At 45.4% G+C, this 16025-nt stretch carries 12 protein-coding genes; 8 read left to right on the top strand and 4 right to left on the bottom strand.

Features of this window, described 5'->3' with window-relative positions:
- Positions 1-35: 35 nt before the first annotated feature.
- The 5 genes from rpoZ to MN210_RS03230 all read left to right on the top strand — a co-directional run bounded on the left by rpoZ (position 36) and on the right by MN210_RS03230 (position 7130).
- Positions 36-296 carry a DNA-directed RNA polymerase subunit omega gene (gene rpoZ / locus MN210_RS03250; RefSeq protein WP_011959858.1) on the top strand — a complete coding sequence of 87 codons (261 nt, stop codon included), beginning with the start codon at positions 36-38 and terminating at the stop codon, positions 294-296.
- A 565-nt stretch (positions 297-861) separates the two neighbouring features.
- A complete protein-coding gene (locus tag MN210_RS03245) occupies positions 862-3045 on the top strand; it encodes a RelA/SpoT family protein (protein WP_011959857.1) in 2184 nt (727 codons plus the stop codon).
- Positions 3046-3100: 55 nt separating this feature from the next.
- A complete protein-coding gene (locus MN210_RS03240) occupies positions 3101-3496 on the top strand; it encodes a Rid family detoxifying hydrolase (protein WP_011959856.1) in 396 nt (131 codons plus the stop codon).
- Positions 3497-3595: 99 nt separating this feature from the next.
- Positions 3596-5920, top strand: a complete 2325-nt coding sequence (locus tag MN210_RS03235; protein WP_338412542.1) for a primosomal protein N' — start codon at positions 3596-3598, stop codon at positions 5918-5920.
- 130 nt (positions 5921-6050) lie between these two features.
- Positions 6051-7130, top strand: a complete 1080-nt coding sequence (locus MN210_RS03230; protein WP_338412541.1) for a cation diffusion facilitator family transporter — start codon at positions 6051-6053, stop codon at positions 7128-7130.
- Positions 7131-7274: 144 nt separating this feature from the next.
- Here the strand turns inward: MN210_RS03230 and MN210_RS03225 are convergent, their stop codons facing one another.
- The 3 genes from MN210_RS03225 to serA all read right to left on the bottom strand — a co-directional run bounded on the left by MN210_RS03225 (position 7275) and on the right by serA (position 10392).
- Positions 7275-7640: a hypothetical protein gene (locus MN210_RS03225; protein WP_338412540.1), complete on the bottom strand. Its 366-nt coding sequence runs from the start codon at positions 7638-7640 to the stop codon at positions 7275-7277.
- Between the two features lie 311 nt (positions 7641-7951).
- Entirely contained in the window at positions 7952-8839 is an 888-nt protein-coding gene (locus tag MN210_RS03220; protein ID WP_338412539.1) for an MBL fold metallo-hydrolase, read from the bottom strand.
- A 326-nt stretch (positions 8840-9165) separates the two neighbouring features.
- Complete coding sequence (gene serA / locus MN210_RS03215) at positions 9166-10392, bottom strand: phosphoglycerate dehydrogenase (protein WP_011959851.1); 1227 nt, start codon at positions 10390-10392, stop codon at positions 9166-9168.
- Between the two features lie 367 nt (positions 10393-10759).
- On the opposite strand from serA, the gene MN210_RS03210 reads away from it, so the two are divergent.
- Positions 10760-12274 carry an FAD-binding oxidoreductase gene (locus MN210_RS03210; protein ID WP_338412538.1) on the top strand — a complete coding sequence of 505 codons (1515 nt, stop codon included), beginning with the start codon at positions 10760-10762 and terminating at the stop codon, positions 12272-12274.
- 115 nt (positions 12275-12389) lie between these two features.
- Here MN210_RS03210 and MN210_RS03205 read toward each other — a convergent pair whose 3' ends face one another.
- Entirely contained in the window at positions 12390-13019 is a 630-nt protein-coding gene (locus tag MN210_RS03205) for a BLUF domain-containing protein (protein WP_338412537.1), read from the bottom strand.
- A 642-nt stretch (positions 13020-13661) separates the two neighbouring features.
- Here MN210_RS03205 and MN210_RS03200 point away from each other — a divergent pair.
- Both MN210_RS03200 and MN210_RS03195 read left to right on the top strand, forming a co-directional pair.
- Positions 13662-15299, top strand: a complete 1638-nt coding sequence (locus MN210_RS03200; protein WP_011959848.1) for a carbon-nitrogen hydrolase family protein — start codon at positions 13662-13664, stop codon at positions 15297-15299.
- 35 nt (positions 15300-15334) lie between these two features.
- Entirely contained in the window at positions 15335-15886 is a 552-nt protein-coding gene (locus MN210_RS03195) for a protein disulfide oxidoreductase (protein ID WP_338412536.1), read from the top strand.
- The last annotated feature ends 139 nt before the right edge of the window (positions 15887-16025 follow it).

Here is a 16025-nt window from a genome sequence, read left to right as displayed (position 1 = left end):
TTTTACATATCACTTAGTGATAACAAGAGGACTTTATGGCACGTGTAACCGTAGAAGACTGCTTACATGCAGTAGACAACCGCTTTGAGCTGGTATTGGTTGCCAGCAAGCGCGCTCATCAACTGGCCAAAGGCGTCTCTGAGCCGTTAGTTGAAGTCAACAATGACAAGCCAACTGTATTGGCGCTGCGTGAAATTGCTGCCGGCCTAGTGACCAAAGATATCCTAAACCAACCGGATCATCATTTTGCGACGAACTCATTAGATTTGGCATTAAGTGGCGGTCAAGGCTTCTAGTTTAAACCTTAAGATAAGCGGCCACTTAGACCATCAACGCTAAAGCGGCTCTTATTTTATGAAGCCAGTTAAATAAAGAACCACGATAAGCATCTTGCAGATCGTGGTTTTTTATATGCTGCAGCTTATTGGGGTGCCAAATTTAGTCAAAGCCCCCAAGTTATTATTTTATTTTTGCTAATTTTTTGCTAATAAGGGGTTAATAGTTGACACACTGCCTTTTTTAAGATTAATTAAGGCATGGTGCGTGATTTTTATTTTTACCAATTATCCCCATATAACGAGATAAGCACGATCACGACCCGCTTGTTTTTAATTGACTGTTGCCTAGCTGATGGATGATAAAACTATGTTGCCTTTACAAGATCGTTTGACTCCTACCCCAACTGCAGGCTCAACCTCATCTAATTTTGAAACTGATATGATTAAACCCCTAAATACTGACATTGATGGCAATGTCATCAATAATATTGCCAACGCAGATAATATTGTGGATACCTCAATTAGTCCAGATATCACTCTGCCAGATTCATACGGTGATGAGCAATTAAATCAAACCGCTTATATGAAAAACCTCCCCAAGCTGAGCCATCACTTAGTTGATGAGGCGCAGCGTAATCTTATGAGGGCTGTGGCGTATTTAAACGATAAAGAAAAACAAGAAGTACTACAAGCTTGTGCTTATGGGGATAAAGCGCACATTAAAGACAAAAGAAAATCCGGTGAACCCTATATTACTCACCCCATCGCTGTGGCTGAGATTTTAGCGGGCTTTCGCCTAGACCGTGATACCATCATTGCGGCTATCTTGCACGATACGGTAGAGGATACCGAGGTGACCTCTGAGGAAATCACCCGCTTGTTTGGCTCGACTGTAGCAAGCTTAGTCGATGGCGTGACCAAGCTTAAATCCTCCAATCACAATAAGCGCCAAAACAAGGCGGCCACCTTTCATAAAATCTTATCTGCGACCCTAGATGACCCTCGGGTACTGATTATCAAGCTGGCCGATCGCCTGCATAATATGTCAACGCTAGATTCAGTTCGCCCTGAAAAGCAGCGGGCTACTGCCTCTGAGACGCTTGAGTTTTATGTTCCCTTTGCCCGTCTGATGGGGATTAATGATATCGCCGATTATATGGAAATCTTGTGTTACCGAAACCTAGATCCGGTGATGTATACCAAGATGGCCGATAAGCTTTTACAACATGGCTTAGGGCGCAAATATCAAAAAGAGACCATTCAGCAGTATCTTAACTACGTACTGGACAAGCATCACATTTCAGGACATGTGCGTGTCTTAGAAAACCAAGTCATTATGTACCGTCAATTCTTCCGTAACCGCGGTGAGATTGATGACTTATTGCGCCACTATGCCTTTGAAATTGTCACCACAACCATTGAAGACTGTGATTTATTGGCGGATTATTTAATCAAAAAATACCGCATCGCCGACCGCTACGTTGAAGACAATATCCGTCATCCTCTGCCCGGCGGCAATCAGTCGCTCACCTTGACTTATAAGCGTGATAACGACATCATTAAAGTCACCTTGCTGACCCGTAAGATGCAGGCCGTATCACGTCTGGGCGTTATTGGTGCTGAGCAAGCCTCTGAGCTTAGCCGCTCAGTTATTAAAGCGTCGCTTCGTAATATGAAAGAGCTGCTCGACTATAATGAAAATGAGAAAACCGGCGATCCAGACTATGATGAAATGGTTGAGACCATTGATGAGCTTATCTCATATTTAAATACCCGCAAAATCTTGTGCTACAGCCCCAAAGGCCGAGCCTACGAGATACCACGTGGTGCAACTGCTTTAGACTTCGCTTATGCGGTGGGCCCCAAAGTGGGTAACGTGGCTGTGGGCGCAAAAATTAACGGCAAAAATGCCAAATTGGGCTCTATCTTAAAATCAGGTGAAACTGTAGAGATCGAGATTGATCCAGAAGCCAAGCCAAAAGCTGAGTGGCTAGGCATAGTTGTCACCAGTAAGGCACAGCGCGCGCTTAAGCGCTGGTTTAGTAGTCTGCCCATAGAGGAGCAACAGCAACATGGGAAGCAGGCGCTAGATAGGGCTCTAAAGACCTATGGTAAGTCGCTAGATGACTTGACTGAAGCCGACTGGGATGATTTGTTAAAATGGCAGAATGTCAGCGCCAAAGAAGAGCTGTTTGAGAACATGAGCGCTGGGGCCTTATTACCACAGCTGGTAGTGTCTAGACTGTTTAGTGATGATGTGACTAAGACCCACCAACAAGCCAGCAAAAGAGGCTTTGATCGACCCAATCAGCTGCTGTCTAACGCCAACGGTGTTGAGGTGCATTTCGCCGGCTGTTGTCGCCCGATATTTGGTGATCCCATCATCGGTCATTTGACCATGCACGGCTTAGTGCTGCACCGCCATCGCTGCTACTCTATCGTGAATAAATATGCCGAAAAACCTTATGAGCTGGTGCAATTAAATTGGTACAGCGAAGAGCAGATTGAAAAAAGCATCACCCATCCCAGTGAGCGCCCGCACTTCACCGCTTATCTAAAAATTAACCTAGCACTCAATGATGAGCAGGTATCGCATGTGTTATATACCTTGCGTCAGCTAAATATTGGTATCGAAAAAGTTGATATTCGTACAGATTCAACGATAATACACGTGGTTGTGCGTAGTCGCAGTCATGTATTAGAAGGCATTGAAGCGCTGCGCCCTCATGTGGGCTTTGGTAGCATTCGTCGTCTATATCGCTTATAAAGCACCCTTTAAAATCAACAATAACCATAAGTCATAATACTCAAGGAGAATAACTATGGCACGTCAAACCATTCATACTGATAAAGCCCCTGCAGCCGTTGGCGCCTATTCACAAGCGGTAAAAATCCCATCAACCGGTGGCAGCCTGGTATACATCTCAGGTCAACTGGGCTTTGATCCTGAAACTATGGAGCTGCGTGAAGGCTTTGATGCCCAAGCTAAGCAAGTTATGGACAACATTGAAGCCATCTGTGAAGCTGCTGGCGGCAAATTAAGCGATGTGGTTAAGTTTAACGTATCACTGACTGATTTAAATGACTTTGCAGCGCTAAACGCAGTATTCGCTGAGCGTTTGGCAGAACCGTATCCTGCTCGTGCTGCGGTACAAGTGGCAGCACTTCCTAAAGGCGGCATCGTTGAAATTGAGTCTATCTTATTTATCGAAGACTAAGCCTAAGCTGTCATAGGTTAAAAGTAAGTACAAAATAGGTTATAAACTCGAAGGCAACTTTGAGTTTATAACCGCTTTATTTAAGGAGAACACCCCCAGATGCTGATTCGTGTCGCCCTGCCGGTGCCTCTTTATCGTGAATTTGATTATCTTCCACCCATACCTGCTTCAAGCAACCTCACTCATTGTGCCAAAACCGCTCCCCCTATGCCGCCAATAGGTAGCCGAGTACAGGTGTCCTTTGGTCGACAAACCTTAATTGGTATCGTCGTGGCACATATCGACAGACAAAGCAGCGACATACCGCTAAATAAGCTCAAGCCCATCAAGCAATGCTTGGATGAGACACCTATTTTAGATGCCGCTATGCTGTCTTTGGCACGCTGGCTGGCCAGTTATTATCATTACCCTTTAGGCGATGTCATATCGGTGATGCTGCCGACTTTAATTCGCCAAGGCAAGCCGCTAGACTTACTGGTGACTCACTGGCGCATTCGACCCAATGTCAGTGATGCCAACTTTAATAGCAATGCGCACAAACAAAAACAACAATTTGCAATGCTTACACTACATGGTACTCATGGCGCCAGTGAGGAGACTTTGTTACTTGAGGGCATGGAGCGTCCTTTTTTAAAGCGCTTAGAAGAAAACGGCCTTATTGAGCATTATTTGCAGCCTCAAGCAGACCCAGCACCGGTCAGCTTGGCCAAAATGCCTCTGGACTTAAATGAGCAACAAAAGCTGGCCGTTAATGCCATCATCCATACCGCTAACACCCATACTTACTGCGGCTATTTGCTAAACGGCGTCACCGGTAGTGGCAAAACAGAGGTGTATCTGCAAGCCATGCAGTCAGTGCTTCAGGCGGGTAAGCAAGTGTTAGTTTTGGTGCCCGAGATTGGCCTAACACCGCAGACCCGTGCCCGTTTTGCCGAGCGTTTTTCAGCCAATATATTACTGCTGCACTCTAATTTAAATAACACCCAGCGCATGCATGGCTGGGAGGATTGTCGTCAAGGGCGGGCTCAAATTGTCATCGGTACCCGCTCATCAGTGCTGCACCCTTTCGCCAACTTAGGGCTTATCGTGGTCGATGAATCACACGATCAGTCTTATAAACAGCAAGATACCTTGCGCTATCATGCCGCTGATGTGGCCTTATACCGTGGTTATCAACTGGGTATCCCTGTGGTACTCGGTACTGCCACGCCATCGCTTGAGCATCTAAAATTGGTGCAAGAAGGCAAACTGACTGAGCTTATGCTCACAGAGCGTGCCGGTCATGCCAAAGCGGCCAGTTTGTATTTGGTCGATGCCCGAGACACCCCAACCAAATACAGCGACATGCCCGTTGAGGACAAACAAAGACAACTGTTGCCAAATTTAGAGCGCTCCCAAAATACGGGGCTTACCGATGATACCATCGCCGCTATTCGCAGCACCTTAGAGGCCGGCGAGCAGGTACTGGTGTTTTTAAATCGTCGCGGTTATGCCCCTATACTGTTGTGTGATGCCTGTGGCTGGCAAGCGGATTGTGTGCGCTGTGAGGCTCATATGACCTTACATCACAGCCAGCTTAACAGCCAGCAGCCAAGCTATCTTAAGTGTCATCATTGTGACTGGCAGGCCTCTATTCCCCTTGCCTGCCCTGAGTGTCATAGCCCCAACTTAAATGCGGTGGGCATGGGCACCACCCGCTTAACTGAGAGCTTACATGCGCTATTTTCAAACCCACAAACCAGCAAAGTCACCTATCCCATCATTCAAATAGATCGAGACACTACCCGGCGCAAGGACAGCTGGGAGGAGATTTATCAGCGCATTAATACCGGCAAACCAGCCATTTTAGTGGGCACACAAATGGTGGCCAAAGGACACCACTTCCCTAATGTCACCTTGGTGTGTCTGCCCAATGCCGATCGCGGATTTTTATCACCTGATTTTCGTTCGCCCGAGCACACAGCGCAGCTAATTGTGCAAGTAGCAGGACGCTCAGGACGGGGCAGTAAGCCTGGCAAAGTGTTAATTCAAACCGTGCAACCAGAAAACCCCTTATTGCGCAAGCTGGTACGTGATGGCTATCAGCCCTTTGCATTAGAGCTATTAAAAGAGCGCAAAATGATAGGCCTACCGCCTTATACCTATGCTGCGTTGATTCGCTGTGAAGCCAAGACATTACAGCGTGCCACTCAAGTACTCAAAGATGCGGTCGTTATTTTACCCCCTCATAATTTGAGTATCTTAGGGCCAGTAGATGCCCCCATGAAGCTAAAGAATAGCCGCTATCATACTCAGCTCCTATTGCTCTCAAAACAGCGCGCTCCCCTGCATCAGGTATTAAACCTGTGGTGGCCTCAAGTCCTACAATTGCCCTCTGCCAAGTACTTAAAGCTGACATTGGATATCGACCCGATCGGCTGGTAGCTCACGCCGGCATGACAGCATAAAAAGCGCTCTACTTATCTGATACTTTAATAAACACTGAAACTGGGTAAACTGTTATTTAGTTTTGGTCTTAAGTTATGGCCATCAAACCTCATCGTAGGAGCAATTTATGAGCGCCCATCATGACCCACACCACACCCACCCTGATAACCCCATAGCTGCTCATGACCCGCCGCACTTTCATGATGAACCCACAGCTCGTGATATGAGTAAGCAGCGCCGTATCTTATCGTTTAGCTTCTTAATTATCAGCGGGTTTATGTTGGTAGAGGCTATAGGCGGTTTATTAACTCACAGCTTGGCACTGCTGTCTGATGCCGGCCACATGCTATCTGATGCCGCGGCTTTGGGCGCCACGTTGCTGGCTTTTAAAATAGGTGAAAAGCAGGCAAGCAATGAGAAAACCTTTGGCTATAAGCGCTTTGAGATTTTGGTCGCTGGGGCCAATGGTGCCACCTTAATTATCATTGCCTTGATGATTGTATGGGAGGCCATCGGACGCTTTAATTCGCCACCTGATGTGGCCTCTCAAGGTATGCTCATTATTGCCAGTATTGGCTTAGTAGTGAACTTATTGGTGGCTTGGCTGCTACATAGAGGCGGCGCAGCTCATGACCACGATCATGGGCACGGTGAGGCTCAATCTGGCGAAAAAAACCTAAATATGCACAGTGCTTATTTGCACGTACTGGGCGACTTACTGGGCTCAGTGGCAGCCATTATCGCCGCGCTGGCTATGATGTGGATGGGCTGGTGGTGGGCGGATCCTGTGGCATCGGTGATGGTGGCGGTTTTGATTTTAATGAGTGGTTTTCGTGTGGTCAAAGCCTCAACCCATATCTTAATGGAGGGCACGCCAGAAGAGATTTCATTGGATGACGTCAAGCATACTATTGAACATAACGAGCACATCATTGCTGTCCATGACTTACATGTTTGGAGTATTACCAGTGGTCTACATGCCTTATCGTGTCACGTCGTGGTCGATGGAGACATGCGTATTTTGGAGGCCAGTGAGCTTATTCATGAGCTTGAGCACAGCTTAGAGCGCTTGGGCATTAGTCACACTACCATTCAAGTGGAGTCTATTGAGCATCCCCATAACCGTCTTGATGCCATTACTTGCGCGCTAGAGGATACCGAGACCAGCCGTCACAGTGGCCATAGCCATATTGGACATAGCCACTAATTAATCAGCACAGCCAGCTTAAGCCTGCATGCCGCATTACTGCTAGGCGCTTGCAGGCTGTGCCTGTTATCTGGCTATCATCTGGCTATGACTGGGCCTTATTACCTAGCTGTATTCATCTCATTTATCTTGACTAAGCTTAGGCTAAGGTAGGTTTTGTACAATCTGTTTTAGCGATAACTGATAGGTTTCAGGGTCGATTTGTAGTAGCGAAAACACCTCAATTAAAAACTCAGAAGCATCGTAGTAAGCATCGATATAACTGCCATCTAAGCCCAAAACTGGGCTACATAAGACATAACGCAGTCGGTCTGTAGCCGCAAAGGTATGTTTAGGCGGATAGCCCATGGCTCTGATAATATCAATGCCGCGCAAATGCAGGGCTTGCATTTGTTCAAGGGCAAGCTTAGCTAACTCACAACGCGGAATATAACGACGGGCATACAAAAAAGTACCCGCTGCGGTAGGCTCAAGGCAGGAAGCAGTAGAAAATGAAGAGGATGCAGACATAAGTGACTCCTAATACTCCGACATAAATGAATCATAGTGGGCACAAATGGACCTTGTCGGAGTATAGGCTCATGCGCTTTACCAGAGTTATTTTACATCGTGCTGGAAGTTGCAATGCTTGGTGGTCACAGTATTTACTGAGCACAAAGCAATTAAACCCACGATTTTGAGTCACTATACTAGCACAAACTAAGGGGCGAATAAATAAGTGCCCCCGCTATTTATTATTCTGTCCATGCTTGTATGTCGTGTACTGTCTATGAGCGCTACCTTGCATGATGACAGCGCATATTGGTGGCCATGATTGATGGCTATGACTGTCCTAATAAATTTAGCGGCACCTTAAGATAACGCACCCCATTGTCTTCTGGCTCAGGCAGATGTCCTGCCTGGATATTGACTTGTACAGAGGGGATAATCAATCGAGGCATCTGCAAGGTGGCATCCCGTTCAGTGCGCATTTTTGCAAATTGCGCCTGACTAATGCCTTGGTGCACATGAATATTATGCGCTTTTTGCGCCCCAACCGTGGTCACTGGTGAATGCGTTCTGTCTTGTGGTGGATAGTCATGACAAAGATAAATGACCGTATCCTCAGGCAGCGCTAGAATCTTTTGGATAGATTCGTATAACGCATCAACATCACCGCCCGGAAAATCAACACGTGCGGTGCCAACATCTGGAGCAAACAAAGTATCCCCTACAAATATGGCCAATGGCTGCATGGTATCTGCCGTATTTTTGGCAATATAGGCCATGTCTGCTGGCGTATGTCCAGGCACATGCATCACCGTCAGCTCAATATCACCGAGCATAAACTGGGTGCCCTCTTCAGTTAACTTATCGAACTGACTGGCATCAGTTTTAAAGCCCATATCCAAGTTAAACACGTGTTTAAAAATCTTTTGCACTTCCGTAATGGGTTTGCCTATTACCAGCTGTGCGCCCAGCTGCTGCTTTAAATATTGAGCCGCTGATAAATGGTCTGCATGAGCATGGGTCTCAATAATATAGGCAGCGTTAAGCTGTTGCTGATTAATAAACTGCACCACTTGCTCAGCTGACTTGGTGCTGGTGTGACCCGATTTAAAGTCATAGTCAAGCACAGGATCTATAATGGCACACACCTTGTTGCCGGTATCGATTAATACGTGCGTGTACGTTTCGGTGTCCTCATGCAAGAATGATTTAATCTCCATTGTCCGGCGCTCCTTTTGTGGTGTTGATTTATAAATGGCTAAGCGCAGCGTTACGCTTACTATACCTATCATTATACTATATAAATAAATATTATATAGTTAAGCATAGTAACTGCTTGATATCCCCTACTTTTACTTTCTCATCCGACGCAGGGCAACCTATCACGCCAAGTCTGAGTTTGTGTCATGCGCACTGTGTCTCCACCACAAACTTCTGGTTTATCAGAACAACACCTGCACCTTTGTGAAGCGGGTAAAACCAGCAGGCATAAAAAAAGCCAGCCGCAGCCAGCTTTTTTCTAACAGAGGTCAAGTCATCGAGACGATTAGAACAAGACGCGAACGCGAATGGTCTCTTCAATATCTCTAAGCTTATCGAGCGCTTCTTGTGAGTTGCGGTTGTCGACATCCATTACCAAATAACCCACATCGCCTTCTGTCATCAAGCTTTGGGCTAAAATGTTGATGCCCGCTGACGCGAATGATGAGTTAATTTGCGACAATACACCCGGTACGTTTTTGTGAATATGTAGCAAACGGTGCGAGCCTTCTTTGACTGGAATGCTGACTTCAGGGAAGTTCACAGAAGTGGTGGTATCACCGGCATCTGAATATTTAACAAATTTCTCAGCCACTTCAAGACCAATATTGGCCTGAGCTTCTTGAGTTGAGCCACCGATATGAGGCGTCAAGATAACGTTATCAAACTTACGCAGTGGTGATTCAAATTCTTCATCTGCTGATTTTGGCTCTTTAGGGAACACGTCTACAGCCGCGCCTAACACTCGGCCTGACTCAAGTGCAGCAGCAAGATCATCAATCTCAACACAAGTACCACGAGCAGCGTTGATAAAATAGCTGCCCTCTTTCATTTGATCAAACTGCTCTTTTTTCATCATATAACGTGTGCTGGGCAGGTCGGGCACATGCAGGGTAACGATATCTGCTTTGTTTAATAATTCCTCTAAGCTGCCAACCTGAACGGCATTACCTAAGGGTAGCTTGGTAACCACATCATGATAGATGACTTTCATGCCCAAGCTCTCAGCCAATACAGACAACTGTGAGCCGATTGAGCCGTAGCCCACAATACCCATCACTTTACCGCGAACTTCATGTGAGTTCTTAGCAGACTTACCCCAGCCGCCGCGATGAACCACAGCATTTTTTTCGGGGATACCACGATATAACATAATCGCTTCGGCTAAGACCAACTCTGCCACTGAGCGGGTGTTGGAATAAGGGGCGTTAAAGACAGGAATACCAAGCTCACGAGCGGCATCTAGATCCACTTGGTTGGTACCAATGCAGAAGCAACCAATGGCAATTAATTTATCCGCTTGTTCTAAGATATCACGGGTCAACTGAGTGCGCGAACGAATGCCAATAAAGTGGGCGTCTTTGATTTTTTCAGCCAACTCTTCGGGGTCTAGCGCGTGTGATAAATATTCAATGTTGGTATAGCCAGCATCGTTTAATACTTTTAGTGAATTCTCGTGCAACCCCTCTAGAAGTAAAAAACGAATCTTATCTTTTTCAAGCGATAATGCCATGTCTTAGCCCTTATTTCGGATGGGTAATGGGGAGCAGTGATCTCACTGTGCCCCTTTATCATAAAAAGCGTCGAATTAAAATATAACGTCACAAAACGCACAAATCATATGACCACACAAGCGCTTATTACCATCAAGGTGACTTACAAACGTTCAGCTCGGTGTGTCATAATACAACTATCTTATAACATATTTTGTTATTTTGGCAGGTTAAATTACGAATAAACCCCTGCCATTTATGACTATAATGCTTAACTTTAGGTTATGCTATTTATTTTGTTCATCCTTTGATTAACTTTTTTCACTGTTCATAGTTTTTTTACGTTTACTTCTTTAACTTTTTAGAATATTGCCTACAGAGACCCCTATGACTGCATCGAATTCTGTAACCTCCCCCACCCCTGCTCATCAACAGTCGCATGGCGTGGATCAATCCCAAATAAATGAGCCCTCTTTGGCTGCTCAGAGCGCTACGAATCCGGCTACTGTGGCGGCCCTGATTGCCAATTTGACCGCCAATCACGGCTTTGAAACCAGTCAAATAAAAACCGATGCAGAAAGCTTAGCGCATTGGGGCAAAGACTGGACCAAGCACTTTGCGCCCGCACCCTCTGTGATTGTGTTTCCAAAATCGACCGAGCAAGTCCAAAGCGTGGTGAAGCTGGCCAATGAATATGGCATAGTCATCACCCCAAGTGGTGGCCGTACTGGATTATCTGCCGGTGCTGTGGCCAGTCATGGCGAGATTGTACTTAGCCTTGATAAAATGAATAAAATTGGTGAGTTTTTCCCCGCCGATAGAATGGTTGAGATTGAAGCAGGTGTCATCACCGAGCAGCTACAGCAGTTCGCTGAAGACAAAGGCCTATACTATCCTGTGGATTTTGCCTCAGCAGGCTCCAGTCAAATTGGGGGTAACATCGGCACCAACGCCGGCGGCATCAAAGTAATTCGCTATGGCATGACGCGTAACTGGGTGCTGGGTCTTACAGTCGTCACTGGTAAGGGTGATATCTTACAGCTCAACCGCGGTATGATAAAAAATGCCACCGGTTATGATTTGCGTCATTTGTTTATCGGTGCAGAAGGTACGTTAGGCATTGTCACCAAAGCACAAATCAAGCTTGAACGTGCGCCGCAGGATTTGACGGTGATGGTATTTGGCATGGATAAGTTTGAGCATGTGATGCATGTGCTGTCCGCTTTTCAGTCTCAAATTGACTTGACTGCCTTTGAGTTCTTCGATGATGTGGCTATTGAGAAGCTGATGGCCACAGGTCATGTACAAGAGCCTTTTGAAGCCCGTACCAAATATTACGCCCTACTTGAATTTGAGGCCCCCTATGAGCCTATTATGGATAAGGCGATGGCCATGTTTGAGCAGTGCATGGAGACTGGCTGGATTGTCGATGGTGTCATGAGTCAAAACCTATCTCAAGCCGCTGAGCTGTGGAAACTGCGCGAATATATCTCAGAGACCATCTCAGTATTTACCCCATATAAAAACGATGTATCAGTACTGATCAGCTATGTGCCTGAGTTTATCAGGGATATTGAGAGTGTGGTCAACAGCAACTACCCGGACTTTGAGATTTGCTGGTTTGGTCATATTGGTGATGGTAACTTGCATTTAAACATCTTAAAACCTGAGAATTTATCCAAAGATGAGTTCTTTGAAAAATGCCAAAGTGTTAATGATCTAGTATTTGCCACAGTACAAAAATATGGCGGATCGGTGTCTGCCGAGCATGGTGTGGGCATGACCAAAAAGCCTTATTTGAACTACACCCGTAGCGAGAGCGAAATTGAGTACTTAAAAGCACTAAAACAAGTGTTTGATCCTAATGCGATTATGAACCGTGGTAAGATTTTTGATGTGTAAAATCCTGCTTTGTCCGCATTAAAATCAATAAAAAAGACGCCATATGGCGTCTTTTTTTATTGATCAATGCTGTTGGCTGCTTGTCTATAAATAAAGATAAAGACAGCGCCAAAAACTAACCAAACAGCAGTGCTATGGACATCACTGCCAGTATTCCTAAAATAAGCTGTACGATAATAAACGCTTGGTGTGGCCCAACTAAGTGCTGAATCATATTGCCCATAGCATTTAGGGTAATGCCTGAGTCTCTAATATGCGGCGGGGTTTGAATTTTTTGGATGGCCGATAAAAATTGCTCAGTATTATCGGTGCTCCATTTATGTGGCCGAAAGGGTAAAAACCTTGATAACGTATTGGCCTGCTTTTTGGTCTTAGGTGACCACAGCCAACGCTCTAAAAACACCAAACGCATGTCCCAGTTATCAAAGTCACGTGACGTGATTGGTTGGATCAGCAAAATCTTCACATTATTGTGGCGCTTATCATCGAAGATATGCTGCACAATGGGCAGCAGTACCTGCTTTTTACCCTCTAAACATTGCAAAAAATGACCATTGCCATAGCACAGCGTTCCAGTGATACCGTGCTGCTGATTGTATTGTCTAGCCTCTTGCTCTACAGTTTCAAAAATAGCCGGCTTAAAGCGACTTTTTAAAGTCAGGCTGCTTATATACACCAAACGAATTAGGCTATCGTCACTAATTTTATCTAGAGTATTTGCTGTATTTTCTTCATGAAGAGGCATAGTTACCGTCCTTAATACGCCATAACTGTCGAACCCTTACAATTACAATCAATAAAATAACGTATACATTAATTAATGTTAATCATACAATAAATTACTCTTTTTATATAGTATTTAATAACTCAAAAAAAAACACCTGCTATCAATAGCTTAGTTGCTCTCTGCCCTAGCCTCTGACTGTGACAAGGCATATAACTGAGCGCCTGACTGCTTAATGCCTTGTTAGCTTTTATCACTGTTTGTCAGAATTGACAGCGGTGATCGCCGCAATTGCCTGCCACTTAAAGCCAACTTACTTTACAATTTTGCAGTTTTTATCCTCTATGAGCCCTTTATAATACTAAGCATATCCAGTAGATAGCGCTCTAGAGGAGGTTAATCGTTATAACTCTACCTACTAACTTTAGAGCCGCTACTTTTTGCCCGCTACTTTTGAGAGTAGCTCAAAGCGCTACCTCCATAAAACTGACCTAAGCGCTAAACATCTACTTATGATGTTGATAGCTGATTAATTTTTAAGCGCCTGCTTATTAATGGATGCCTTATTTTTTTGCGGCATCTTTGACAACATCAATTAACACATCAGATATCACATCAGATATCACCCGTACCTCTTACTACCTTTACTGAACGAGTATATTCATGACCGCAAAAACCGAAGACTTTCACTTAAAAATAGCTGAAATTAAGAAAAAAGATTACCCACAATTAAAGCTGCTGATGGACCGCGTTTATGCCAACTTGGGCGGCGCTTGGTCTAAGACCACAGTCCATACTCTTATTGACTCTTTTCCTGAAGGGCAAATTGCGCTATTTGACCATGACAAGTTAATCGGGATGGTGCTGACCATGCGGGTCAATTATCAGCGTTTTTCAAACCCGCACACTTACGACGACTTACTGGGTCAACGCGAGATCATTAAAGACGACCCAAAAGGTGATGCCATGTACGGTATCGATGCCTTAATTGACCCTGATTATCGAGGTTATCGTCTTGGTCGCCGGTTGTATGATGCGCGCAAAGAGCTGTGCCGTCAGATGAACTTTCGCGCCATTTTGGCCGGTGGCCGTATCCCAAAATATCATGACCATCAAGACTTAACGCCAGGCGAATATATCGATGCGGTAGAAGCGCGCGAGATTTATGACCCCACGTTGTCATTCCAGCTGTCTAATGGTTTTATCGTTAAACGTATTTTGACCGGCTACTTGCCCGATGATAAGCAGTCTAAAGGCTTTGCCACTTTGCTTGAGTGGGCCAATATTTATTACGAGCCGCAAGATTATAAGCCCAACACGCGCAAGACTGATGTGCGTATTGGCGGTATTCAGTGGCAAATGCGTGAGGTTGAGTCCCCTGAAGAGCTGCTACAACAGGTGGAGTTCTTCGTCGATATCATGGCCGATTACAATGCAGACTTTGCCTGCTTACCTGAATTCTTTAACGCCCCATTAATGGGGCTGTGTGAGTCGACTGACCAAAACATCGCCATCCGCTTTTTGGCCGACTACACTGAGTGGTTCAAAAATGAAATTTCAAATCTAGCGGTCAGTTATAACGTTAACGTCATTACCGGCTCTATGCCTTTGTTTGATGAAAACGAAGAGGTGTTATATAACGTCAGCTATCTGTGTCGCCGTGATGGTACCGTAGAGGAGCAGCGTAAGATTCATATTACGCCGCATGAGCGTAGTGCTTGGGTTATCGAGGGCGGCAACAAAGTACAGGTGTTTGATACAGATGCTGGCCGCATTGGCATCTTAATTTGTTATGATGTAGAGTTCCCAGAGCTTGCCCGCTTACTGGCATTAGAGGACATGGATATTTTGTTTGTGCCTTTTTGGACCGATACCAAAAACGGTTATTTACGTGTCCGCCATTGTGCTCAGGCCCGTGCGATTGAGAACGAGTGCTATGTTATGATCTGTGGCTCAGTGGGCAACTTACCACAAGTTGAAAGCTTAGATATTCAGTACGCCCAGTCCTCTGTGTTCTCACCCTCAGACTTTGCTTTTCCCCATGATGCCATCATGGCCGAAACCACTGCCAATACTGAGATGGTCTTCTTCTCAGATTTAGACTTAGATAAGCTTATCCATGTGCGTAATGAAGGCTCAGTGAATAACCTCAAGGACCGCCGTGACGATCTATTTACCTTAAAATGGAAGAAAAAGGCCAAAAAGTCGGTAGAGGAAAGCAGCAAGCAGGCGCTAAAGGATAACTCTCACAGTGTTCGAGATGGCGATCCTCTGCACGATAGAGCCACCAAACCTTCATAACGTTTAATTTTAACAACAATCACTAAGAGAGAGTAATGAATCATACCAAGGTAATCGACTCTGCCGCTGTGCCCACCCAGGCATCAAGATGGGGGCGACGGGTATGGTCCATACTCCAATACCTGGTGCTGTTTTTAGTGATTTATACGCTGATTAACTGGTGGCGTCAGCCGGTAATGCCTGCGGCGCCGCAGCTGCAATTGACAGACTATCAAGCTCAAAGCGTAGATATTGAAGCCTTAAGTTATAACGCTCCGGTCTTGGTTTATTTTTGGGGTACATGGTGCAGCGTGTGCAAGCTCACCTCCCCCACCATTGATGCTTTAGCACAAAGCAGTGCCTATCCTGTGGTGACTATTGCCACACAGTCCGGCAGCAACGAGCAATTGGGGGCTTATTTAAATGAGCATAACTTTAACTTTGTTACCATCAATGACGAGTCAGGTGAGATGTTCGAGCAGTGGCAAGGCCAAGTGACTCCCTCATATGTCATTTTAAAAAACGGTAAGATGACCCAAGGTCTCACCGGCATACAGCCCGAGTGGTCGCTACGCTTGCGGCTTTGGTTATCAAGCTTACTAAGTTGAGCCTCACATAGCGGGCACATCATAACAACACCTAAATTTAACACCAAACAATCTATACAATAAACAGTCGGCTTGATGCCGGCTTTTTTTGTATTAAATCATTTATTTGCTGCCAAACTGCTTAGTTTAGTGCTGGTTG

The organism is Psychrobacter raelei (assembly GCF_022631235.3).
Classification (GTDB): Bacteria; Pseudomonadota; Gammaproteobacteria; order Pseudomonadales; family Moraxellaceae; genus Psychrobacter; species Psychrobacter raelei.
This window is presented reverse-complemented; position numbering and strand designations above follow the sequence as displayed.